The 24,347-nt window shown below is 44.7% G+C and carries 17 protein-coding genes; 11 read left to right on the top strand and 6 right to left on the bottom strand.

All coding sequences use genetic code 11. From position 1 onward, the window contains the following. The first annotated feature begins 197 nt into the window (after positions 1–197). The gene (locus tag A3860_RS03910; protein ID WP_158085132.1) at positions 198–3,803 is read left to right on the top strand and encodes a T9SS type B sorting domain-containing protein; all 3,606 of its coding nucleotides are present in this window, start codon (positions 198–200) and stop codon (positions 3,801–3,803) included. 24 nt (positions 3,804–3,827) lie between these two features. Here A3860_RS03910 and A3860_RS03905 read toward each other — a convergent pair whose 3' ends face one another. Genes A3860_RS03905 through A3860_RS03890 form a run of 4 tightly spaced genes read right to left on the bottom strand, consistent with a single transcriptional unit; the run spans position 3,828 to position 8,801 of the window. Beyond that, positions 3,828–5,132: an alpha-L-fucosidase gene (locus A3860_RS03905; protein ID WP_081145247.1), complete on the bottom strand. Its 1,305-nt coding sequence runs from the start codon at positions 5,130–5,132 to the stop codon at positions 3,828–3,830. Between the two features lie 18 nt (positions 5,133–5,150). Further along, the gene (locus tag A3860_RS03900) at positions 5,151–6,800 is read right to left on the bottom strand and encodes a sodium:solute symporter (RefSeq protein WP_081145246.1); all 1,650 of its coding nucleotides are present in this window, start codon (positions 6,798–6,800) and stop codon (positions 5,151–5,153) included. Between the two features lie 4 nt (positions 6,801–6,804). Then, on the bottom strand, positions 6,805–8,022 hold the full coding sequence (locus tag A3860_RS03895; RefSeq protein ID WP_081145245.1) for an enolase C-terminal domain-like protein: 1,218 nt from the start codon (positions 8,020–8,022) through the stop codon (positions 6,805–6,807). Between the two features lie 14 nt (positions 8,023–8,036). Next, complete coding sequence (locus A3860_RS03890) at positions 8,037–8,801, bottom strand: SDR family NAD(P)-dependent oxidoreductase (RefSeq protein ID WP_081145244.1); 765 nt, start codon at positions 8,799–8,801, stop codon at positions 8,037–8,039. A 145-nt stretch (positions 8,802–8,946) separates the two neighbouring features. Between A3860_RS03890 and A3860_RS03885 the strand changes: the two genes are divergently transcribed. From A3860_RS03885 to A3860_RS03860, 6 genes are all read left to right on the top strand, one after another. Beyond that, the gene (locus A3860_RS03885; protein ID WP_081145243.1) at positions 8,947–9,837 is read left to right on the top strand and encodes an AraC family transcriptional regulator; all 891 of its coding nucleotides are present in this window, start codon (positions 8,947–8,949) and stop codon (positions 9,835–9,837) included. Positions 9,838–9,883: 46 nt separating this feature from the next. Next, positions 9,884–10,777 (top strand): AraC family transcriptional regulator, encoded by an 894-nt coding sequence (locus A3860_RS03880; protein WP_081145242.1) that lies wholly within the window; start codon positions 9,884–9,886, stop codon positions 10,775–10,777. 149 nt (positions 10,778–10,926) lie between these two features. Continuing rightward, on the top strand, positions 10,927–12,195 hold the full coding sequence (gene fucP, locus A3860_RS03875; RefSeq protein WP_081145241.1) for an L-fucose:H+ symporter permease: 1,269 nt from the start codon (positions 10,927–10,929) through the stop codon (positions 12,193–12,195). A 4-nt stretch (positions 12,196–12,199) separates the two neighbouring features. Then, a complete protein-coding gene (locus A3860_RS03870) occupies positions 12,200–13,855 on the top strand; it encodes a UxaA family hydrolase (protein ID WP_081145240.1) in 1,656 nt (551 codons plus the stop codon). Positions 13,856–13,873: 18 nt separating this feature from the next. Further along, complete coding sequence (locus tag A3860_RS03865) at positions 13,874–15,022, top strand: alpha-hydroxy acid oxidase (protein WP_081145239.1); 1,149 nt, start codon at positions 13,874–13,876, stop codon at positions 15,020–15,022. Between the two features lie 68 nt (positions 15,023–15,090). Further along, the gene (locus tag A3860_RS03860; RefSeq protein ID WP_081145238.1) at positions 15,091–15,870 is read left to right on the top strand and encodes an L-fucose dehydrogenase; all 780 of its coding nucleotides are present in this window, start codon (positions 15,091–15,093) and stop codon (positions 15,868–15,870) included. 1 nt (position 15,871) lies between these two features. On the opposite strand, the gene A3860_RS03855 is transcribed toward A3860_RS03860, so the two are convergent. Continuing rightward, a complete protein-coding gene (locus A3860_RS03855) occupies positions 15,872–16,597 on the bottom strand; it encodes a hypothetical protein (protein WP_143773929.1) in 726 nt (241 codons plus the stop codon). Positions 16,598–16,729: 132 nt separating this feature from the next. Beyond that, entirely contained in the window at positions 16,730–17,665 is a 936-nt protein-coding gene (locus A3860_RS03850; protein ID WP_081145236.1) for a hypothetical protein, read from the bottom strand. 469 nt (positions 17,666–18,134) lie between these two features. Between A3860_RS03850 and A3860_RS03845 the strand changes: the two genes are divergently transcribed. The 4 genes from A3860_RS03845 (at position 18,135) to A3860_RS03830 (ending at position 24,332) form a co-directional block, all read left to right on the top strand. Further along, the gene (locus tag A3860_RS03845; RefSeq protein WP_158085131.1) at positions 18,135–18,902 is read left to right on the top strand and encodes a class I SAM-dependent methyltransferase; all 768 of its coding nucleotides are present in this window, start codon (positions 18,135–18,137) and stop codon (positions 18,900–18,902) included. 418 nt (positions 18,903–19,320) lie between these two features. Beyond that, the gene (locus A3860_RS03840; protein WP_158085130.1) at positions 19,321–19,884 is read left to right on the top strand and encodes an RNA polymerase sigma factor; all 564 of its coding nucleotides are present in this window, start codon (positions 19,321–19,323) and stop codon (positions 19,882–19,884) included. Between the two features lie 72 nt (positions 19,885–19,956). Further along, the gene (locus tag A3860_RS03835) at positions 19,957–20,904 is read left to right on the top strand and encodes a FecR family protein (protein ID WP_081145233.1); all 948 of its coding nucleotides are present in this window, start codon (positions 19,957–19,959) and stop codon (positions 20,902–20,904) included. Between the two features lie 20 nt (positions 20,905–20,924). Beyond that, positions 20,925–24,332 carry a SusC/RagA family TonB-linked outer membrane protein gene (locus tag A3860_RS03830; protein WP_081145232.1) on the top strand — a complete coding sequence of 1,136 codons (3,408 nt, stop codon included), beginning with the start codon at positions 20,925–20,927 and terminating at the stop codon, positions 24,330–24,332. The last annotated feature ends 15 nt before the right edge of the window (positions 24,333–24,347 follow it).

Below are 24,347 nucleotides of genomic sequence, written 5' to 3'. Positions count from 1 at the left end.
ATAATAATAAAACAATGGCAGCGCAAACGGGTGCGTTATTTTCAACCGATGGGTTGCTTTTACAGGCCGTTATTTGCCCAACATGATAATATAAAACCAGGTATTGTTTAAATAGTTACAGAAGAAATCACCCATACGGTCATCATTGGCCCGTCTTTTGCCAGAATAGCAATTCTAATCTTTATATGACCGTTCCTATGTTAAAAAGCCAAATCCTGCTTTGGGTCCTGATTTGCGTACTGCCTATTATCTCCTATGCCCAGGAGGGTATGCCCATATCTGTAACTGTACGGCCCTGTGGTTCAGACAGATTTGCCGAACAATTGAGAAAAGATCCTGCTTACCGCGAAAAGGAGCGGGCCATTAATCAGGCTATACTACAAAAACATTATACGACGGCCAGCGCCCTGGCGCCCCCCGCTGTCATAACACTTCCTGTTGTGGTACATATTATCAATGAAGATCCGAATGCTTATACTGATGCTGCCGTTATTCAGGCGATCCAGTCGCTCAATGAAGCGTACAGTGCATCGGGTGCTTATGCCGGTGGCCGCACCGACACCCGGATCCAGTTCTGTTTAGCCAAAACCGCTCCCGATGGCGGCCGTACCACAGGTATTTTGCGTACCTATTCCTATTTGTCTGATTTTGATTATGACATGGAGGGTGACGACCTTACTGCATTGGGCGCGTGGGACCGCAGCCGTTATATAAACATTTGGGTGGTATCTGCTATCCGGTCTGAATATATGCAGGACTTTAGTTGCGGCAGCTGGACCCGCCTCACCATGGGTGGCTATGCCGGTGCCGGCGGCGATGTGGTGGTGGCCGGATTGGGAACTGATCTGGTTGCTCATGAGATGGGGCATTATCTCAGCCTCGCTCATACGTTTGCCAACAGGGATTGTAAGAATGATAATTGTTTAACCGATGGCGACATGGTATGTGATACGCCGCCTGAAAGAACGATCACTGGTGGTTATGCCTGCAGCGCGCCGCAAAATTCCTGCAATACCGATTCCCTTTCAGGTCCGTTTACCACTGATGTGCCCGATCTGCCCGATAATTTTATGGATTATGGTTCAGGAACAGGCTGTATCCTGGGTTTTACCCAGGGACAGGCAGACAGAATGCGCAATTTTATTACCACCGCTTTACCACTGATGTTGAACAGCACGCTTTGCAATGATCCCTGTGGTGCTGCGATCACTGCTGCTTTCACCCGCGATAAAGATTATCCGGTAGTCGGCGATGTGGTCACTTTTACCGCTGCCACCGGCGCCGGGCAAACGTTGCAATGGCTGGTAGATGAGGTGCCCGCCGGTACTGCACAAACATTACAACTGACAGTCACTCAAAAGAAGACCTACAAAATTGAATTGCGGATAACCGATGCCGCAAGCGGCTGCCGCGCTTCCACCACCGATGCATTCCAGGTGAGCTGCGGTGTAGTGGCGCGGTTCTACCCCGATAAACGCAAGATCGCTTCAAAAGATGGCATACAAACCGATCATATTGTTTTTACCAACCGATCGCGCAATGCCACTTCCTGGAAATGGCTGTTCAGCAATAATAAAGGAATGGCCGAAACGGTGGTTAGTACCAATGAACAACTGGATTACACCTTTAAAATACCCGGCACTTATAAAGTGCGCCTGTACGCTACCAACGGTACCTGTGAAGATACTACCAACCCCGTCACCATTGTGGTTGACGATCCTACTGCCGACGGCGTGATACACGTGGATAAAGTAGAGTGTTATCAGCAAAATAAAGTACGCGTGGAACTTTGGTTTGAGAACTGGGGCTATGTGACCATTCCCAAGAACACCCCGGTATCTTTTTATGATGATGATCCCCGCACGGGTAAAGGGAAAAAACTGGGAAATTCTTTCCTGCTGCCCGATGACCTGCCCGGGAAATGTGCATCGTATTTGTATTCGACTACAGTTGATGTTGGCCGCGCGGGTTTAGATACGCTGGTGATGGTGTTGAATGATAACGGTACAACTATTCCGCTGGCCCTGCCCAATACAGGGTTACAGGAAGTAACTTTTAATAATAACATCAATATCAAAAAGGGTTTTAGTTTTCGGGCGTCCATTACGCCTGATGAGTATACGCTGGCGCCCACACAACAGGCGGTGCTGAAACCGGTTGCTGTCAGTGGCGGTACCATCTCCAGTGGAACCTGGGATCTTTCTCCCTATTTGAATTGCACCAATTGTATCAATACTACATTCACTGCATTGTACCGCCAGGACACCGTTACTACAGTTAAAGTGCGGGCTTCCACACAATACGGCTGTTATAACGATCTGCCCGTAAAGGTGCATATCCCGGTTGTAGACGATTATACGGTAACGATGAACACCCTCGATTGTTCGGGAAACGGCAATGTTCATGTGAAGTTCTCATTGTGCAACGCGTACCCGCAGGGAAATATTCCGTCTTCGTTACCCCTTGATTTCTATGACCGTTCGCCCGGCGACCCGGCTGCAGTAAAACTGGGCACTTTTGTAACCCCATCCACTTCGGCTGGCGTTTGCGATAATTATGAACAGGACGTCCTTAAACCGGCAACAGGTAAACTGTTTGCGGTAATTAACAAAGACCAGCTGGCATACCCACCGGCAACCGGTTTAAACGAGACCGTATATAGCAATAACACCAATACAATGAATTATGCTGAGCCGGTATTGACCGTTCTTCCAAAAGATACTACGGTGTTCCGGAAAGCTCCGTTCAATCTCTACTATACCGTAACAGGGCTTACGCCAACATCATTCCTGTGGAGCAGCAGCAATGCCTATACATTGAGTTGTAATACCTGTGCTTCGCCGGTAGCCACCATGCTCGACAGTGGTTTGGTTGGCCTGAAAATGACGAACCAGTATGGTTGCGAGTTAAAAGGGGAGACGTTTGTGCATATTTTTCCACCCGATATGACCGTTAAATTATTGTCGGCAGTTTGTTACGATAATGAACACATCCTGGCAAAGTTCAAAGTTTGTATGAATAATGGATATGATACGGTTTTCCAGAATATACCCATCACATTGTACAATGGCGAACGGGATGATCCGCAAACGGTATTGTTAACGCCCAGGTATTATACGCCGGTACCGGTGTTTGGCGATTGCCGCGAGTTTACCCAGGTATTCAGTGCGCCCGGCACCAGTAAGCTGGTGGCGGTGGTAAATGAGGAGCTGAAATTTAAAGAAACTGATTATAACAATAACAGGAGCAACCTGAATTATGAACCCTTTGATATAAAGGCAAACCCGGCAGCGATCACGGTGCCCAGGCAAACGGCTATAACCCTGAAAACCACCGCCAGCGGTGGCATTGCCACTAAATATTTATGGAAACCATTATCGGGGCTTTCCTGCGATACCTGTGCAGAGCCGGTAACGATGGCCACCTCCTCCATGAAGTACCTGGTTACGGTTACCAATGAATACTATTGCACAGATACTGCTTCTATAAATATCTACACTTATGTGAATGCCTCCACTGCCATGCCCAATGCCTTTTCGCCAAATGGAGATGGGAAGAACGATTATTTCTATGTAATTGGCGGCTCAGACATAAAGAAGGTGAAGAACCTGTCGGTATTTAACCGGTATGGACAAAAGGTATTTGAAAGCCGCAATTCGCCGGCAAACGATCGCAAATATGGCTGGGATGGAACCATCAACGGAAAACGGGTTGATATGGGCACTTTTGTTTACCTGGCCACCCTGGAATATGCAGATGGTTCGGTTCAGGTTATAAAAGGAACCGTAACCGTGATCCGCTAAATAAGACCATATTTGATTATACCATCAATCAATTACCGGAATTGTTTCCGCATTGCCATCCAGCTCCAGCACAATAATATATTCTGTTGTATGGGCAAGGCCGGGTGGCAGGGCTATGGTAGTATATTCACTTTCGTTTTTAACAGCAACAGCCTCACCCTTCATTGTTTGTGCTTTTACAATTTTTCGTGAAGGGAGGTTTTTTAATGCAATAGCCGCGGTGTCTGTATTTAAAACATGCAGATAGATCTTATTGCCTTTTCTGGTTGTTGCATAATTGTCAGTAGGGGTATAGGGTCCGCCAGATGTATTATAAATAGCAGCGCCATTTAATTGCAGCCAATCCCCAATTTCTTTTAACCGGGTTATCTGTCTTGCTTCAATTCTGCCGTCGGCCATAGGGCCCACGTTTAACAGGAGGTTTCCATTGCCGCCGGCTGTTTTTGAAAGGATGCTTAAGCAGGTCTTCAGCGATTTCATTTTGTCATTTGGCTTCCATGCCCATTGGTCGCAAATGGTGAAGCAGCTTTCCCAGGGCATTGCCATGTTTAAACGGCCAACAACCTGTTCAGGTGTATCATAGTCGCCTACCATTTTTGTAAGGTCTATATTTTTATTTTCCACTCCGCCAAATTCTTTTCCCAGCCTGTTATTAATAACTACATCGGGTTTTAATTTTTTAAGATAGGCATAGATGTCTTTTCCCATTTCGCCCGTCCAGGGGCTTTCCCATTGGCCGTCGAACCAAAGCATATACGGGTCATACTTTGTTATTAATTCCTTCAATTGATCTTTCATGTAGGTGATATAACGGCTCATGCTCGCGTTGGGATCTATTGTTTGGTTGTGGGCTGAGTGTATGGGGTAATCGGGATGATGCCAGTCGAGCACCGAATAATAGATACAGAATTTTATTCCCTGCTTTTTGCAGGCTTCGTTTAAAGCGCCAACCACATCTTTTTTGAAAGGGGTATTGGCAATGTTGTAATCCGTAAACTTTGATGGCCACAAACAAAACCCGTCGTGGTGCCTGGCTGTAATGGTAAGGTATTTCATACCGGCAGCTTTTGCTGTGTTTACAATGGCGTCGGCATTAAACAATACCGGGTCAAATTCTTTGTATAAACTGTCATACTCTTCTTTTGATACCTGTTTATCCCGGCTCCAGCCAATTTCAGTGCCTCTTAACGAAACAGGCCCCCAATGGATAAACATACCAAAACGCATGCTCATAAAATCTTTCATTACGGCATCGCTTGTTTTTAGTTGTGCCTTTACTGTTGTGAACAGTAATATTAACAAAGCGGAGTAAACGAATTTTTTATACATTCTCTTAGATTATTTTAATTATTTGAAGATCCAATACAATACACCCATTAATACGATCAGCAGGGTTGATAAGGTTTTATAATTGCCGATACCACTCCAGCCTTTTGCGTGCAGCGGCTCCCAAACAGATCTCCAGTACAGTTTATTGCTTTGAGCTGTGTGCCGGGCCGGATAGACATAAGAGAAAATTATTTGCATGAATACACAGGTGCAAAAAAGATAAAAAGCCATCATCATAAATGGAATTTTACCGATTACAGTATCTGGATTTAACTTGTTCAGAATAAACACCACCACGCCTACAACGGAACCCAGCCATAGCGTAAGCTGCGCCGATCTTGCAGAGGCTTTTCCCCAAAACACCCCCACTAAGAATACGCAGGTAATGGGTGGCGCAATATGCGCAATTACATCATTGATGCCTTCAAAGAGGCTTTGGTATTGATTGAGCAATGGAAGCAGGCAGATAGAAAAAATTAAAGCTATGCCGGCGGATATCCTGCCAACGGATACCAGTCTTTTATCGGAAGTTCCGGGTTTGAACCTTTTGTATAGATCATAGCTTGCTAAAGTGGCAATGGAATTTAATGCGCCTGCTATCTGGCTCATCAACCCCGATAATAAGGCCGCAACAAGAATGCCCACCAATCCCTTTGGCACCAGTTGTGTGATCATCAGGGTGTAAATTCCTTTTGTGTTGAGCAAAGGTGCTCCGTTTGCACCTGTCTGTTGCAGGCTGCTGAGGTCCAGGGCGCCTGAATGATACAATGCATAAGCAAACAACCCCGGCATCACAAAAATGAATACGGGTAATATTTTTATAAAACCGCAAAACAAAGCGCCTGCTTTTGCATGGTTTTCATCTTTTGCTCCCAGGGCGCGTTGAACAATAGTTTGATCGGCACACCAATACCAAATGCCTAAAACCGGGTAACCTAAAAATACGGCGAGCCAGCTCATGCCGCTCGCATCGCCAATCGGGCGCAGCATGCTTATTTTATCCAGCGCATTGTTTTTGGCAAGCACTTCCTTTAGGGGCTGCCACCCGCCCAATTTATTCCAGGAAAAAACAGTTATGATAATAGCGCCTGTTATTAAGACGATGCTTTGAATGGTTTCTGTAACCACTACTGCTCTTAATCCGCCAACAACTGTATAAAGCCCCGTGAATGCGGCAATAACAATGATGCTGGTATAGATATTCACCCCAAACAATGTTTTCAGTACAATGCCGCCTGCCAAAAATGAAAAGGCAATATGAATAATAATGGCCGACAGAATAGAGATGATGGCGAGCCAGTCGCGGCAGGCTTTGTTATATCTTTTCTCCAGGAAATCGGGGAGTGTCGATACGCCAGACCGTATATAGAACGGAATGAACAATACGGCTAACAGGATCAATGTAAATGCGGCCATCCATTCAAAATTGCCATTAAGCAATCCGGTGTCGAAGCCGCTTTGTGCAAGACTTACCAAATGCAGACAGGAAATATTGGTGGCAAATAAGGCCAGTCCGATCATAGGCCAGCGCAATGTTTTTCCTGCCAGGAAATATTCGCCCGATGAATCAGCCGTTCCCTTTTTTTTGCGGGTGCCTGTCCATAAGCCAATTGTAACAATAATTACAACATAGGCAATCGTTATAATAGTATCTGTTATGCTTATCATTTCATTACTTTAGATCGCAACTGCTGCCGGGTTCCTGTGGAGTTAAATAAACTCCATTCTCAATTTTTACCGGGTGAACAAAGTGTTTTTTTAAATGGGGGATATGTTCTAAAAACAACGCTTCATGCCCAAGCGAAATATGATTGAACAAAACAAGGTGTTGGTGTAGTTGCCCCATATCACCTACATGCGGCACTACAGGCACGCCAAATTTTTTACAAAGCAGGCTCACCAAAATAAATTCGCTAACGCCGCCTACCCGTACTGCATCTACCTGTATAAATCCTGCGCTGCCGGTTTGCAGGAAATTTTTAAACAATACGCTGTTGGGAACATGCTCGCCCAGGGCAAGCTTAACCGGTGCTATTGTTTCAGCGAGGGTTTTGTGCGCCAGGATGTCATCGGGATGCGTTGGCTCTTCAATCCAGTAAGGATCTATTTTTTTTAATTCATTGCAAATGCGGATAGCTTTTTGCAGGTCCCATTGCTGGTTGGCATCGAGCATTATTTTAATATCATTACCAACGGCTTCCCGTATCAATTTTGCCCGCCTGATATCCTTTTCTTCAGCCGCCGAACCTACTTTCAGCTTCAGGGCTTTAAAGCCATTGGCAACCGCTTTTTTTGCATTGTGCACAATTGCTGAATCTGAATAATTAAACCAGCCAACAGACGTATCATAAGCGGTATAGCCTTTTTCAAGGATAGCCATTCTTTGCTGTTTAGCGGCAGCCTCATTTTGCAGCATCTGTAATGCAGCCTCTTTGGTCAATACATCTTCTACGTAAGAAAAATCGAGCAGGCTCACAATCGCTTCAGGCGATAGACCGGTCAATAATTTCCAAAGCGGAACATTCCTCTTTTTTGCCCACAGATCAAAACAGGCATTGGTTACCGAGGCCAGGCCCAGGTGCACTATTCCTTTATGCGGCCCCAGCCACCGGAATTGCTGTTCATTGGCTAACTTCTTAAATACCTCTCCATAACCGTGCATTAGCTCTTCGATGTCTTTTCCAATTAATTGCTGTGCATAAAATGCGGCAGCCTGGCAAACCAGTTCATTGCCGGCGCCCAGGGTAAAAGCAAACCCGGTGCCTGTGTGGTCCCCGCTAATAAGATTGGTAACCGCATACGAGTAATGCGGATTGGTATGTATGGCATCGCTGCCGGCGCCATTTTCCAATGAATAGCGCAGGTCCCTGTTGGTAACACTCCTGATCATGCTGAAATAGCTGTTTATATTATGGTTCTATATCCTAATTCGGCGCCGCCGCTAACCGGCATTATACAGCCGGTTATAAACCTGGCAGCAGCGCTTAACAAAAAAACACAGGCATCGGCAATTACATCGCCTTTAGGCATTTTACCAAGCGGCTGCAGATGGTCTAAATATTTTTGGACCTGTTCTTTGTTTGGCTGTTCCGTACTCCACGATTCCAATGCCGGGGTGCTTATGGCTGCCGGGCACACCGCATTTACCCGTATTCCAAATGGTGCATAATCAAGGGCCATCGCTTTCGTAAGGGCATTCACAGCCCCTTTGGTAGCTACATACGCGGCATGGTTTTCCTGCCCTATAACACCCGCTAAAGAGCTTGTATTTAATATGCAGCCGTTTGAGTTCTTTAAATGATCAATACTGTACCTGGTTGTGAGGAAGATGCTTTTGAGATTTACATTCATTAAAGCATTCCATTCATCGTTCGTTGTTGCATGCAGGGGCCTGGAAGGATGAACAATGCCGGCATTATTATGTACCGCATCGAGCCGGCCATATTTTTTAATGACCGTTTCAATTGTTTTACAGACCTGCTCTTCGTCGCTGACATCGCATTTCACAAATAATTTATTGTCAGTTTTCAACTCCTTTATTTTTTCGTCGCTTAAAGAAGTTCTATCTGCAATGCAAATTATAGCACCGGCTTTTGAGTATGCTTTTGCGCATTCCCAGCCAATGCCGTCAGCGCCTCCCGTAAGAAGGATTATTTTGTTGGAAAGCATGGAATTGTATTCGTAAGCAATTCGTTATGCCTGTAAAGTTATTGCTGCCAGGGGCGGTTGTACAAACGTTGGGTTGACCATTTCTTACTGAATATTAGCAATTGTCTATCTTTGGATGTAGGATTTCTGCTAATTTTAAGGAGATATGAAGCCCGTTTTTGCCAAAATATTCGAAAACAGCGATGCGGCGGTTTTTGCTGTAAAGGTTATTGAACTGCCGTATTTTTCAACCGAGTTTCATTTTCACCAGGAATGCCAGTTGGTATATGTGGTGGAAAGTGAGGGAAAACGTATTGTAGGCGATAGTATCGAAAGTTTTCAAAGCGACGAACTTATTTTGTTAGGTTCTGATATTCCGCATGTTTGGCATAATGATAAGCATTATTTTGAACTGGACAGGTCACAGGTACACGCACGTTCCATTGCGTTATTTTTTAATCCGGATAAACTGGTTGACGTGCTTGCCTGTTTTCATCCCGGCAACAAGCTGGGTGTTGTACTTGCCAGGGCAAAGCGCGGAATGAAATTTTATGGAGCGGCCAGGAACTTAATTAAAGGGTTGTTATTTGAAATGATTGAGAAGACCGGCATGCCGCAGCTAACTGTTTTTTTCAGACTATTGGAAGTTTTATGTGAAACCAAAGAGTATGAACTGCTTGCCGGTGATGGATATATCAACACCTATAAGGAAAAAGATAATGACCGAATAGATAAAGTGTTTAAATATGTTTTCACCAATTTTAATAAGGATATACAGCTGGAAGCCGTGAGTGCGCTGGTATGTATGAATAAACAGGCCTTTTGCCGTTTTTTTAAAAGCCGTACACAAAAAACTTTCATAGAATTTGTAAATAGTATACGTATTGGTCATGCGTGTAAGCTGATCACTGAAGGAGAAACCCAGATCGCAAATCTTGCATATGATTGTGGCTTTAACAGCCTGTCAAACTTTAACCGGCTCTTTAAAGAAATAAAAGGTGTTACACCAAGTGAATACAGGAAAATGATTGAAGCAGGATCGCCGTTAGCCGGTTAACATAGCATCAAAAAATGGGTAAATAGATGTAAGATCACCAATAAGCATGAAAAAGACGGTCATCAATAATATACAACACTTAAAAATTAACCTGCAGCCTGAACATTCGTTCAGCGCCCGGCATGATGTAGTGCCGTATTTTTTCAGCAAACTGCATTATCATCCCGAAATAGAACTGGTATATATTATTAAAGGCACCGGAAAACAGTTTATAGGAGATTCAATCCATTATTTCAAAAGCGGCGATATGATCCTGGTGGGGGAAAATATGCCGCATCTTTGGCGAAGTGATGAGAAATATTTTTCAAAAAAAGCAGCTTCCGCCTGTGAAGCGTATGTTATTCATTTTACGCAAAACTGCTTTGGTAAAGATTTTTTCAATTTGCCCGAGAATAAAATTTTACTGACATTATTTAAAAAGGCAAAACAGGGCATCAGAATAAGCGGCAATACAAAATCAGCCATTATGCATTTGATGCAGGAATTGCTGACTGCCTCCTCAACAAAAAGGATCCTGCTGCTTATTGAGATCATGGACCTTATTGCCAATTCAAAGCATACAAAAACAATTTGCCGGCAAAATGCCTATTTAAATTTCAGCGCTTCAGACAGTGAAAGGATCAATGCCATTTGTCAATATATCATGCGGCATTTTAATCATAAACTTTCACTGAAGGAAATTGCCGAAGTGGCGCATTTAAGTCCCAATGCATTTTGCCGGTATTTTAAATCAAGGATCAAAAAATCATTCTCCAACTTTTTAATTGAGATCCGCATAGGGCATGCCTGTAAATTACTGGCAGAAAGCGAAACCCCCGTTGCGGAAATTTGTTTTGAATGCGGCTATAACAGTTTTTCGAATTTCAATAAGCATTTCAAGCTCATCACTAAAAAGACCCCGCTGCAATACCGGGCATTTTATCAGAAGGTAGAAGGCTGAGGGGTTGCCATCGTCTTTTAAACTTACATAATTCTACCTTCCGGCATTCAAAAACAGCCGTCAGCATGATAACATAGCGTAAATAGTGGGTAAAATGATGGTAGTATAAAAAGCGACTTAAGACTAGTTTTGGATAACGATTACGTTATATGAAAAAAAGCAGCCAGTACAAACTGCCGATTGTTTTAATTACATCTTTGTTCTTTTTATGGGGCTTTGCCCATAACCTGAACCCCATTTTAATTCCACATCTAAAAAAGGCCTGTCAGCTTACCGATATGCAGTCGGCACTGATCGACAGCTCTTTCTTTATTGCCTATTTTCTTATTGCATACCCGGCGGGTGCTTTCATGAAGAAGTATGGTTATAAAGGTGGTATTGTGTTAGGGCTTTTGTTATTTGCGTTGGGCGCCTTTTTGTTTTATCCGGCCGCAGGCATCCGGAACTTTAGCCTGTTCCTGTTGGCATTGTTTGTAATAGCCAGCGGACTTACTTTTTTAGAAACGGCCGCCAACCCGTATATCAATGCATTGGGCGATGAAAGCAACGCAACTTCGCGGCTCAACTTCGCGCAATCTTTTAATGGGCTGGCGGCTACCCTGGCGCCACTGATAGGCGGTACTTTTATTTTATCAGGAAACAGCCTGTCAGAAAGTGAGAAACAAAGCATGCCGGCCGAAGCATTGAACAGTTACCTTACGAAAGAAGCCAGCGCTGTTCAGTTGCCCTATGTTATTATAGGCGTTGTTGTTTTACTGGTAGCCTTGTTGATCTGGAAAACGGCGCTCCCCGAAATTGCCGAATCAAAAAATACCCAAATTGACAATAAAGGCAGTATATGGAAGGAAAAGAATTTTGTTCGCGGGGTAATGGCTCAGTTCTTTTATGTAGGCGCACAGGTAGGGGTAGGCAGCTTTTTCATTCGCTATGCAGGATATGTAACTGGAATGGATGAAAAAGTAGCCGCCATGTATTTGTCTGCAGCTTTGTTTGCATTTATGGGTGGCCGGTTTATTGGGACTTTTCTAATGCAATATATTTCCGCCGCCCGCCTGTTGTTGACTTATAGCCTCATTGGTATAACCCTGCTGTTGGTAGTGATCATGAATAAAAGTATGGCCGGCATTTATGCACTGGTTGCCTTACAATTTTTTATGTCAATTATGTTCCCGACCATATTCTCTTTAAGTCTTGCGGGGCTTGGTGGAAAAACAAAACAGGCTTCTTCTTTTTTGATCATGGCAATTGTAGGCGGAGCCGTTTTGCCACTGGTGATGGGAAGGGTTTCTGACCTGTTCAACATTAAAATGGCCTATGCCGTTCCGGCAGTATGCTTTATGGCAGTTACCTGGTTTGCGCTTCGCCTGGTGGCAAACAGGGATGCCCAGGATATAAAAGTTCAATTATCACATAGTTAAGAGTATGAATAATAAAAACGGTCAACAGTCATTTCTGCAAATACATCCCGGCGATAATGTGCTGGTAGCGCTTACAGACCTGCCGAAAGGTGCAGCTGTTCAGCACAATGGAGTTGAGTTGGTGCTCCTTGATGCAATTGCGGCCAAGCATAAATTCTTTATCCATGATATGAAGCATGGAGATGATGTGATCATGTATGGCACCCTGGTAGGTAAAACACAACACGAGGTTGCGCAGGGTTCTTTAATGACAACTGCCAATACCCATCATGCGGCCAATGCCTATGTTTATAATGGGTTCACACAGCCCTGGCAGGCGCCGGATGTAACTCAGTTCCGGAACAGGACCTTCCAGGGTTACCATCGTTCCGATGGCCGGGTGGGCACCGCCAATTACTGGCTGTTTGTACCGATGGTTTTTTGCGAGAACCGCAACCTCGACATCATTAAAGATGCCATGCTCAAAGAGCTGGGCTATGCGCAAAGCAATAAGTACGAACGTTACACCAAAGAGCTGCTAACAGCCTATAAAACCGGACAGGAACCTGGATCCGTCAGCTTTCATCCTGTAAATACCAATAGTGCCGATCGGGTATTTGCCAATGTAGATGGCATTAAATTCCTCAACCATCCCGGGGGCTGTGGCGGTACCCGCCAGGATGCAGCCACTTTAAGCGCCCTGCTGGCGGCCTATGCCGACCATCCTAATGTAGGTGGCGTAACAGTGTTGAGTCTGGGGTGCCAGCATTTACAGGTAAAGAATTTTTTAACCGATCTGCATAACCGCAATCCTTCATTTGATAAGCCCCTTTTTGTATTCGAGCAGCAGAAAATGGAAAGTGAGGAACAGTTGATTTCCCAGGCCATTCAAAAAACTTTTGAAGGACTGATCCGCATCAATCAAATTGAAAGGAAACCGGCTCCGCTCAGTGCGCTTACCATTGGCGTAAAATGTGGCGGCAGTGATGGCTTCAGTGGCATTTCGGCTAACCCTGCCGTTGGTTATACTTCAGATCTGCTGGCGGCGCTGGGCGGAAAAGTATTGCTGGCAGAGTTCCCGGAGCTTTGCGGGGCCGAACAGATGCTGCTTGACCGGTGTGTAAATAAAGAAATTGCCAGCAGGTTCATATACCTGATGGAGTCTTATAACGAGCTGGCGCAAAAACTCGGTTCCGGCTTTCATATGAATCCTTCGCCGGGAAATATTAAAGATGGTTTGATCACCGATGCCATTAAATCAACCGGTGCAGCGAAAAAAGGTGGAACATCACCGGTTGAAGATGTGCTGGATTATACGGAGCCGGCCACAAAGGCCGGATTGAACCTGGTATGCACGCCCGGCAATGATGTAGAGGCTACTACCGGTAAGGCAGCTTCCGGTGCTACCCTCATTTTATTCACAACGGGGTTAGGTACGCCTACCGGTAATCCGGTGTGCCCAACCATTAAAGTGGCCACTAATACCGCACTGGCAACCAGGATGAGCGATATCATTGATATTGACACCGGAAGTATTATCAGGGGCGAGAAGACCATTGAACAAATGGGCGCTGAAATACTGGAGTATTGCATCAGGGCAGCCAGTGGCGAAGAAATACCTAAAGCGGTGCAATTGGGGCAGGATGATTTTATTCCCTGGAAGCGGGGCGTTTCACTTTGATAAACTGAATAACTGATCATGAACTGGCCATATAATACAAAATATCCTTCAATAGACGACCTAAGGAAGAAAGCGGCAAAGCGCATACCTAAATTCGCCTTTGAATATTTGGATGGGGGTTGTAATGAAGATGTAAATCTTTATAAGAACACCGATGAGTTAAGACAGGTAGAGCTGGTTCCCCGTTATCTTAACAGTTATGCAAATGCCGATCTTAAAACAGAATTATTCGGCCATGTGTACGATGCCCCGTTCGGGATTGCTCCGGTAGGATTGCAGGGACTGATATGGCCCAATTCACCGGAGATCCTGGCCAAAGCGGCGCTGCAGCATAACATTCCTTTTATTTTAAGCACAGTTACTACTTCTTCCATTGAGCGAATAAGTGAGCTCACTGAAGGAAAAGCATGGTACCAGTTGTATCATCCGGCAGAAGACCCATTGCGGGATGATATTTTAAAAAGACTGGCTGTGGCGAATTATTCAGTGCTGGTGTTGCTATGCGATGTACCCTCATTTGGTTTTCGGCCAAGGGATATCCGGAATGGGTTGGCCATGCCGCCCAGGATGACGGTAAAAAATATGTTGCAAATAGCAGGTAAACCCAACTGGGCATTAAATACGTTATATCATGGAACACCCGGGTTTGCCACGCTTCAACCCTATATGCCAAAAGGGTTGAACATGAAGCAGCTGGGGTTGTTTATGAACCGCACATTTTCAGGCCGGCTAAACAAAGAGAAGATTGCAACAATCAGAGATAAGTGGAAAGGAAAAATTGTATTGAAAGGTGTGGCCAGCGAAGAAGATACGGCCATGGCCATTGAAATGGGATTGGATGGAATTATTGTATCCAATCATGGCGGCCGGCAATTGGATGCAGGGCAATCGGCCATCAGATCGCTTCAACCCATTGCAGAAAAATACAAAGGAAAGATAAAGATCATGATGGACAGTGGCGTTCGGTCGGGGCCCGATGTAGCAAGGGCCATGGCTGCGGGTGCAGAATTTACTTTCATGGGCCGGTCGTTCATGTATGGGGTGGCCGCATTGGGGACGGCAGGCGGCGATCATACCATTGCGATCCTGAAAACGCAATTGAAACAGGTAATGGAGCAGCTTTGTTGCGAAAAGATCAGCGATCTCCCTGCGCGCCTTGTCCTGTAAAATGGGGTGGCCTGTGCTTCGGGCGATAAAAATTATACTCTCAACAAAAAGACTATTGTTTAAAATATATGGATCTGGGATTAAAGGATAAGGTCATCATCGTAACCGGTGGTGCAAGAGGAATAGGAAATGGAATTGTAAAAACATTGGCTGCAGAAGGTGCTGTACCCGTGATCGTTGGCCATCATGAAGAGGATAATCAGCATGCTGTTTCAGCCATAATAGCTGCGGGCGCACAGGCCTTCCAGGTAGTGGCTGAGCTTACCCGGCCCGAGGATTGTGAGCAGGCAATTAAAATGGTAGTGAAACAGTTTGGTTGTATTGATGGATTGGTCAATAATGCCGGCGTGAACGATGGGGTTGGCCTGGAAGATGGTTCTTACACAAAGTTCATGGAAAGCTTGCATCGTAACCTGGTGCATTATTACCTGATGGGGCATTTTGCGTTGCCCGAATTAAAAAGGTCGAAGGGAAGTATAGTCAATATAAGTTCAAAAACAGCAGAAACAGGGCAGGGGGGAACCTCTGCCTATGCTGCTGCCAACGGCGGGCGCAATGCGCTGACCAGGGAATGGGCCGTGGAATTATTGCCTTACGGCATCAGGGTAAATGCCGTTATTGTGGCTGAGTGTTATACCCCGCTGTATGAAAGCTGGATCAGGTCCTTGCCCAATCCCGAAGAAAAACTGCGATCCATTAAGGACAAAATACCCCTGGGAAAAAGAATGACAACAACAGAAGAGATCGCTGCCATGGTGGTATTTCTTTTATCAGAAAGGTCGGGCCACACAACGGGACAACTGATCCACGTGGATGGCGGGTATACGCATCTTGACAGGGCGTTGTGAATTATTTTGAGCCATTGGCCCTGAGATCAGCAAGGCAATCAGCGTCGAAAGAGGGAATAACGGCAGATACAGGATTCGTTTCTATTAACGAATACATCAGGCAATTGGAGTTGCTGCAATGTAAACTATTCAATGCATCGTGGTGCGGGCTTTGTTCAGGGGAGCCCTGGCCTACCAATCCTAATAAATGACCAAACTCATGCTCAAGTAGGGTGCTTAGTAAGTTTGTTCTGCTCACCTGTGCGCTGTTCCCCGAATTTGCATAGATAGCTTTACCAAAAAGACAAAAAGAGGTGTTCCAGTAAGAGATGCCCAGGTCATTTGAGTCGGTATAATCAGCGTCAACAATTAATATATGAACCGCAATGGTATTGCCTTCAGTAAATTCAAGCCGGTTTTTCTTCTCTATAGCTACAATATCACTCAGGCTCAATGCGGTTTTCCCACTGGCAGCTATAAGGTTTGTTGCGATAACTATGCCGTCCGGTTTGTTCAGGTAATTCTGTAAAAAGATCCTCAGGTTGTTTAATGAAGCATTGTCGGGTTCATAGCCAGGTAAGTAATTTATTTCTATACGCAGGGCGGTATAAACAGCAGATGAAAGGAGATCGTGAGCAGAAGAGCCGAGTGTTTTGTAATCATTGATTGAAACAGGTAATTCTTTCTGGCACGCTGTAAATAGAAGTGAAACAAGAACCGGCAAATACACACTAACTTTCCTGAGCATAATTATCAAAATGGCGCTTGCGCGCGGTGGAAGAAAAAATGGCGCTTGTGCGCGGTGGAAGAAAAAACGGCGCGTCGTTTGAAAAGACACGCCGCTTTGGGTTTATGGGTTTTTCACGTAAAAGTTGCTTTACTACTGGCAGTGGCCAGGACCCGTAGCGCCCTCATTAAAATTAGTAAGCGCAGTTATCAATGCACTTGTTTGTGAAGGGGCTAAATAGCCGCTACCTACCGGCGGTATAACTAACCCGCCAATAAGATTGTCTGCATCCGTTATTGTCTGGGCTACAACTGTACCATTTGCGCCTTTTGCTATATTCAGTTTTGCAGCAATTAACTGATGCGCCAATGCGATCAGTCCGTTTCCGGAAGCTGAGGTGTTGAAAATGCTTAAAAGTTGATTTACATTGTACGACACTGTGCCCAGTGTAAAGCTGGATGCCGGCCATTGAATGCATAAAGGACTTGTGGCATCGGTTACACAAATGGTGGGGTTATGGTTTTTCCAGTATCCCTGGGTATACGTACATTGGCCAGTAGAGCCACAGCTAAGGGTAGTACAGGAAAGTGGCGGATTGGTAACATCACTTTTGTTAAGAGTACTGGTGGCATGACCAAAAGCCCTGAATATATATTCGGTTCCGCAATTCAAATTATCACCGCAATTTGTAGAAGTGCCTTCATCTAAAAGAAAATCTCCAACCCTTACTGTTACACATTCGCCGGCAGCTATATTATACCTGGATAAATTAGCATTTCCTGAAAAAGAAGCTTTACATAGCCGGTCATCATCAGAAGAATACCACTGATTGCCATTGGCTGCATAGGCTGCCTTGCTCATCCATTGAATGGAAAAACCTGCCGGAAGGCCAGTGCCGCCGGAAGGTGCGCAAACCCGGAGTTCAATGGAAGCTTGGGTGGAATTACCGCAGGTAATGACAGGGGTAGTGATCTTCTGTACTTTACCGGCACTGACAACAGAAGGATCGGTTGCGTTTTTTTTACAGGCAAAGAATAAAACGATTGCCAGGGTGAGCGATGCCACCACGGTGAGTTTAAGGATTTTCATACTGGTGTTTAGGGGGTAAAAAAATGTTTTTTAAACGCTCACTTAATTACACTTTTAGACATATTGTTACAGGTAACAAGTAGTCATAACAATAAGTATGAACATGAAAAACCCTGCCTTCTGGTTTGCCGTGTATGCACACCAAAAGTCATTTCAGTTTAGTTGTTAGAATTACCGGCGGGAATGCTTTCTTAAAATGGTTAAAAGGAATAAGAATAAGAGGTTGGAATTAATGGTAGGTCTGGATGCAGTGCTAAGGTATAAATATGATATTAATATTTCAAATAATATTTTCGTAAACAGTTCCCTGCTCCTCCTGCAACTTCTCATTACACTACAGGTCATATCAATGACGAACCTTCATCCGGTTGCTATGCTTATCGCCTCTGTCTGGATCATATTGGAAATAGTAGTAATTTGGATCAACTTATTTAAAAACAGGGGTTTGTTAAATCTTAAAAATAGTTCAATGAGCGAATTGCATCAATTGGAAGAAAAGATCTTAGGGCGCAAATGGTTTTATGAGTTTAAACTACCCGGTGGAAAAGTTACAGAAAGTTACCTCCCTGAATATGCGTTGCCTATTCATGCAACGCGTACCCAAATGATGAACGAATTCCTCGATACTTTTGGCGGGCAATTGAAAGATTTAAGGTGTGTTGATCTTGCCTGTCATGAAGGGTATTTCTCCCATCAGCTGATCCAAAAGGGTGTTAAGGAAGTAACAGGTATAGATGCAAGAGCCGATCATGTGGAGCATGCAAATTGGATCCGGCAAATGTATGGGCATAAAAATTTACAATTTAAGGTAGGAGACATTCAGAAACTTACACCTCAGGAAATAGGAAAATTTGATTTTACGCTGCTTTTCGGAATACTATACCATCTTGAAAATGTTGTGGGAGCCCTACGTTTTGCACATGCTATAACTGAAAAAGTGTGTTTGATTGAAACGCAGATCGTTCCCAATATGACAGGCGTTATAGACTGGGGTTCACACAGGTTTAATAAAGAAATTATAGGTTGTATGGCCATAATTGATGAAACCCAGGAATTACAGTCTGATAATCCCGAAGCCAATACTACACCCATTACTATTGTTCCTTCCCTGCCTGGTTTATTATGGCTGTTAAAGGCAGTAGGGTTCAAACGCACTACAGTGCTTAATCCGCCGCCAGATGCCTACGAACAATTAGCGAGCTACAAAAGAGTGATCGTTGCGGCCTATAATTTCTAGGTATTAAAATTAATTGCCCCCGGGAATTTGACATGGTCCGGCATGACTTTAGTCTAACTTCTCATTACACTTCCTACAATAATTGTTTGCGCTATAACCTATAATGTCCTTTTTACCTGGTCTGGTAGGGCTGGAACAATAACTTAGCAGGCTGGTGATAAGTAATATAATAAGGAGCCGGTTGATTGTCATGGCAGGGATGGGTTCTTGCTTCAAATTAACTAATTATCAATTGTTTTGTCTTGATAATAATTTCTTAATTATAGATATCCCGCAGCAGATTTAATTTGCACCCGGTATGATTGATCTCATGTACTTGCTAAAAATGTATAGTAGGACATATAATCTATTATAAGATTTTTTTACATGAAATCAGCCGCAATTATTAACTTAGGTATTCGATAACTAAATGCTGCTAGTGGGAAACGCTGAAAAATTGTTACTGCGAAAAATTGCTTGCAACGATCAGCAATCGTTCCAGGTTCTATTCGATACCTGGTGGGAACCATTGTTCCAGTACGCTTTTAAAGTATTGCAGAACCGGCAGGATGCTGAAGAAGTAGTGCAGGAGTTCTTCATTCACTTCTGGAATAAACGCCAGGAACTGCCCGAGCTGCAATCACTGGCCGCCTACCTGTTCACCGCCTTAAAGAACCGCCTGCTCAATCACCTCGCTAAAAAGAAATACCCCGTTACCAGCCTCGATACATTATATAATAATGAAAGCGAATTTTCCGCCGCTACACCGCTGGAACAAAAAGATACCGAATCAACCTTGCGGTCGCTGATGAATACGCTGCCCCGTAAAATGAAACAGGTATATGAACTGCATCAGTTCAACGGGTTATCAGTTTCAGAGATTGCACATGCTACGGGCAATTCCGAACAAACCGTGCGCAACCAGTTAAATACCGCCGTCAAAAAATTAAGCCTGGTTTGGAAGGCAGAACTGCTCACGCTCATCCTCTGCTACTTTTTTTGAAAATATTTTGCCGCGGAATAGTTAGACCTCCTCTTTTCCCTGTCTTTATAGAGAAGTTCGAAAAAAACAAAGTTGAATTATCCCGAACATATCGATCAATTGCTGGAGAAGTTCAGCCGGAATGCCTGCTCAAAAGAAGAGTTGCAGGAATTGTATAACTGGCTCGATCAGCAATCTGCAGCCGGCGAAAGCTATTTATTTGCGAATGATTCTGTTCGTCAGTTGTTAAAGAGCCGCCTGCGTGATGCTGTTTTTGCTGCTGTACTGCCCGGCGCCCCGGTGAAAAAGATGAACCGGTTCCGCTGGATAAAATACGCCGCCGCTGTGGTACTCTTACTGGCAGGCGGCAGTGCCGTTTACTGGTTTACCCGCCCTTACGAAGTAGTGGTAGCCGCCGCACCCGGCAAAGTGGAGAAAAAGATCTTACCCGATGGCAGTACTGTTTGGCTGAACGATAATTCATCCATTGCGTATTACAGCAATTTTGCCCGCCACCGGAATATCGAGCTCAGAAAAGGAGAAGCCTTCTTTGAAGTAAAAAAAGATGCATCGCATCCGTTCACGGTTCAATCGAATAACGTGAGCACTACCGTAAAAGGAACTTCCTTTTCCGTAAAAATGATCGCACACACCGGCGATATCAAAGTATCGGTGGTTACGGGAAAAGTACTGGTGCATCAACAACAGGATACATTAGGTTACCTGCTACCCGGTCAACGGTTGCGGTATATAAAACAACAGGGAACTGCTACTACAGATAAAGTACAAACCGGTGAAGCCAATGCATGGATACAGGGTGAACAATTCCTGCAAAATGCCACCTTACAGGAAGTGATACAATGGTTACAGGATCATTTTAAGGTACAGGTCGAAAACAGGCGCACCAATTATATAGGCGATTATTATTTGCAGGTGAAACGGGACATCACTTTACCCGAAGTGATTGCTATCCTGAACCTGCTGGGCACTAAAGATCATATTCAGTTTTCGTTACATAACCAGACAGTCTTCATTCAATAATTAATCTTAACGACTATTTTATGAGTCCTTCTGCACACAGATGGAAAGCAATCGTCTTGCTTTCACGGGCCGCTATGTTGTTTTGTTTGCTGGCATTTATATTACCTGTGCCGGCGCAAACAGCCAACCCGCTAAAGAAAATGATCCTGATCGATGTGGAACAACAGCCGCTTGAAAAGGTGCTGGCTGATATTGCCAACAGAACGCAGGTGAAATTCGCTTTTGATGTAAATGAAGTAAAGCAGTATACCGTAACACTCCATGAAAAAAAGGAGGTTACTATTGAAGTGGCGCTGCGCAAAGTATTACAGAATACCAGCCTTGATTTTGAAAGCCACGCCAATACCATCGTCATCTATAACAAAGAAGATAAAGCAAAGCTGACGTCAAATGCAACCGGTCTGCAGGCTGATAACAACCATATCAGTTATTCATCGGGCAGCCAGGTGTTTACAGGTACGGTATCAGACGAAAATGGCCCATTACCAGGTGTAACGCTCACCATTAAAGGAACCACTGTAGGCACACAAACCGATGCGAAAGGTGCTTTCAGGATCGATGCTGATGGCGAAACCATTACCGTTACCGTATCTTATGTTGGCTATACTTTAAAGGAAGTGATCCTTAAAGCTGGTGTTCCCAATACGATCAAACTGGAACCGGAAGAAACGCAAATGAACACCGTTGTGGTAGTTGGTTACGGTACACAAAAAAGAGCCACTGTTTCAGGCGCGCAAACAGATGTAAAGCTCGATAAAGTAGCCTCGCGTTCCGTGCACAATTTTACCGAGCTCATTCAGGGTAAAGCGCCTGGTGTAATTGTGCAAAATGAAGGCGGCGACCCTACTTCACTGCCCAGTGTAAAGATCCGCGGATTGGGCGGTATTAACGGCGAGAACGTATTGTATGTTGTTGATGGGGTGGTTAATGAAGGAACGCCGGTAGTAAACCCCAATGAAATTGAAAATATCTCTGTGCTGAAAGATGCATCGGCTGCCATTTATGGAGCAAGGGCTTCCGGTGGTGTTATTCTTATTACTACAAAAAAAGGCAAATACGGCGCTGCTTCGATAACGCTCGATGCCAAATATGGCGTTCAAAAAGCCTGGCGCAAACTGAAGCCATTAAATGCGAAAGAATATGCCGATGCAATGAACCTGGCGGCTGATAATGCCGGCAAACCAAGGTCGCCGGCTTTTGATGCAAGTATTTATCCTGATGGTCAAATAACCCGCACCAACTGGATGGATGATATCTTCAGGAGCGGTCAAATGAGCGACTATAACCTCAACATCAATGGCGGAACCGAAAAGTCGAAATACTTTATGGGTTTTGGTTACCGCAAGGCCGAAGGTATTTTGCTGAATACCTATACAGAGCGGTATAATTTTCGACTCAATTCAGATCACCAGGTGAAACCCTGGTTAAAAGTAGGGGAGAACCTTCAATACACGTTTACCAACGGTAATGGCGCCAATACGCAAAGCGCTTATACCGGCGCCATACTCTCGGCGATCTTTTACCCCCCGAGCGTAGCGCCTTATAATGCCGATGGTACCTATGCCGGTTTACCTGCTACCTATGCCGGAAGCTACGGTGATGTGATCAACCCGGTTGCTTATTTAAACCGCCTCGATTACAAGAACCCTGTTAATGGTATTTTGATCAATCCATATGTAGAGATCAAACTGCCCCTCAATCTTACCTTCCGCAGCAATTTCTCTTTGACGAGAAGCTTTTCCACCACCAAAGAGTTCACTGCACGGGTACTTGAAATAGGAAAGATCTTCGATTACAACCAGCTTGCTATCAGCAATGATAATTACAAGAATGTGCTGGCTGAACAAACGCTTACCTGGAATAAAACGTTGGGCGAACAGCATATTACAGCTGTAGCGGGTTATGTTTACCAGGACATACAGCGCGAAGGCGCTTATGCCAAAGCGCAGAATTTTACCGATGAACGGGTAGCTTACCGGTACTTCGATAATGCCAACAGTATTTTTAAACCATACAGTTACAAAAACGAGCAGTCGCTTGTATCTTACCTGGCTCGTGTGAACTATGATTACCAGGAAAAATACCTGCTTACTGTTTTGGGCCGTCGCGATGGTTCATCTCTGGTGGCCAAACAGAACAGGTTTGAGAATTACTATTCGGTTTCGGGTGGTTGGGTTGTAAGCCGCGAGGAATTTATGCATGGCATTAACTGGTTAAGCAACCTGAAATTACGTGCCAGCTATGGTTTGCTGGGTAACCTCGGCAGCTTGCCGGTGAACTCGGTGAATGTACCGATGGCGCCTACTACGGCTTACCTGGGACAGGACCCCGCCCAGGTGTATGGATATGCCGAGAACGCTTTATCGAACCCCTACATGAAATGGGCCAACTCCCGTCAATATAATGGCGGCGTAGATGTAGCTGTACTGGATAACCGCTTATCATTTTCTGCTGATTATTTTGTCAAAAAGACGGAGCGCATGTTATATAAACGCCCCCCATCGAGCCTCAATGGGGTAAGTGATGGCAAATGGATGAATTTGGGTCTGGCGCAGGATAAGGGTATCGAGCTGGGGATTGACTATAAAGGTGACCCCAAAGCAGCTTTTCAGTATAGTATAAACGCTACGGTGACCAAAGTATCGAACAAGCTGAGCAACCTCGATAACCTTCCCTACATCCCAACTACCGATTTCAATGTCCGCAGCACCCTTATGCCGTTGCTGATGCGCGTGGGCGATCCGTTGCTTTCTTATTTTGTAGTGCCAACCGACGGTTTATTCAAGTCGCAGGATGAAGTGAATAATTATAAAAATAAAAATGGCGGCCTTATTCAGCCCAATGCAAAACCGGGCGACCTGAAGTTTGTAGATGTCAGCGGTAATGGCAAGATCGATGACAGCGACCGCGTTGTGCGCAAGGGGGCTTTTCCCAACTTCACCTGGGGCTTCAGCTTCAATGCCAGCTACAAAAATTTCGACCTGAACATCTTTGTACAGGGCGTACAGGGTAACAAGATCTTCAACGGCCTTAAATACCTGGCCATGCAGGCGGGTGTAAACGGTCAGAATTACAATATGCTGAACGATGTGAAGAATGCGTGGACGCCTGACAATCCAAATGCAACTATTCCGCGTCTTTCATTAAGCGATGCCAATGGTAACTTCAGTACCGCCAGCGACTGGTACCTCGACAATGGTTCCTATGCCCGTGTAAAGAATGTGACACTGGGCTATACGTTACCTGGCAAACTCACCAGCAAAGCAAAGATCAATAGCCTGCGCCTGTACGTTACTGGGAATAACCTGATAACGATCACTAAATATAAGGGGCTCGATCCCGAAGTGGGTATGAGTAATGGCGGCATCGATACCGGCCGCTATCCACAGGCACGGTCAATATTTGCTGGCGTGAATGTTAATTTTTAACAGCATAAGAAAATC

It is taken from the genome of Niastella vici (genome assembly GCF_002077945.1).
Lineage (GTDB): Bacteria > Bacteroidota > Bacteroidia > Chitinophagales > Chitinophagaceae > Niastella > Niastella vici.
This window is presented reverse-complemented; position numbering and strand designations above follow the sequence as displayed.

Coding starts and splice junctions, on each gene's coding strand:
- A3860_RS03910 (WP_158085132.1), top strand. CDS start 198: ATGTTAAAAAGCCAAATCCTGCTTTGGGTCCTGATTTGCGTACTGCCT.
- A3860_RS03905 (WP_081145247.1), bottom strand. CDS start 5,132: ATGTATAAAAAATTCGTTTACTCCGCTTTGTTAATATTACTGTTCACA.
- A3860_RS03900 (WP_081145246.1), bottom strand. CDS start 6,800: ATGATAAGCATAACAGATACTATTATAACGATTGCCTATGTTGTAATT.
- A3860_RS03895 (WP_081145245.1), bottom strand. CDS start 8,022: ATGATCAGGAGTGTTACCAACAGGGACCTGCGCTATTCATTGGAAAAT.
- A3860_RS03890 (WP_081145244.1), bottom strand. CDS start 8,801: ATGCTTTCCAACAAAATAATCCTTCTTACGGGAGGCGCTGACGGCATT.
- A3860_RS03885 (WP_081145243.1), top strand. CDS start 8,947: ATGAAGCCCGTTTTTGCCAAAATATTCGAAAACAGCGATGCGGCGGTT.
- A3860_RS03880 (WP_081145242.1), top strand. CDS start 9,884: ATGAAAAAGACGGTCATCAATAATATACAACACTTAAAAATTAACCTG.
- fucP (WP_081145241.1), top strand. CDS start 10,927: ATGAAAAAAAGCAGCCAGTACAAACTGCCGATTGTTTTAATTACATCT.
- A3860_RS03870 (WP_081145240.1), top strand. CDS start 12,200: ATGAATAATAAAAACGGTCAACAGTCATTTCTGCAAATACATCCCGGC.
- A3860_RS03865 (WP_081145239.1), top strand. CDS start 13,874: ATGAACTGGCCATATAATACAAAATATCCTTCAATAGACGACCTAAGG.
- A3860_RS03860 (WP_081145238.1), top strand. CDS start 15,091: ATGGATCTGGGATTAAAGGATAAGGTCATCATCGTAACCGGTGGTGCA.
- A3860_RS03855 (WP_143773929.1), bottom strand. CDS start 16,597: ATGCTCAGGAAAGTTAGTGTGTATTTGCCGGTTCTTGTTTCACTTCTA.
- A3860_RS03850 (WP_081145236.1), bottom strand. CDS start 17,665: ATGAAAATCCTTAAACTCACCGTGGTGGCATCGCTCACCCTGGCAATC.
- A3860_RS03845 (WP_158085131.1), top strand. CDS start 18,135: ATGAGCGAATTGCATCAATTGGAAGAAAAGATCTTAGGGCGCAAATGG.
- A3860_RS03830 (WP_081145232.1), top strand. CDS start 20,925: ATGAGTCCTTCTGCACACAGATGGAAAGCAATCGTCTTGCTTTCACGG.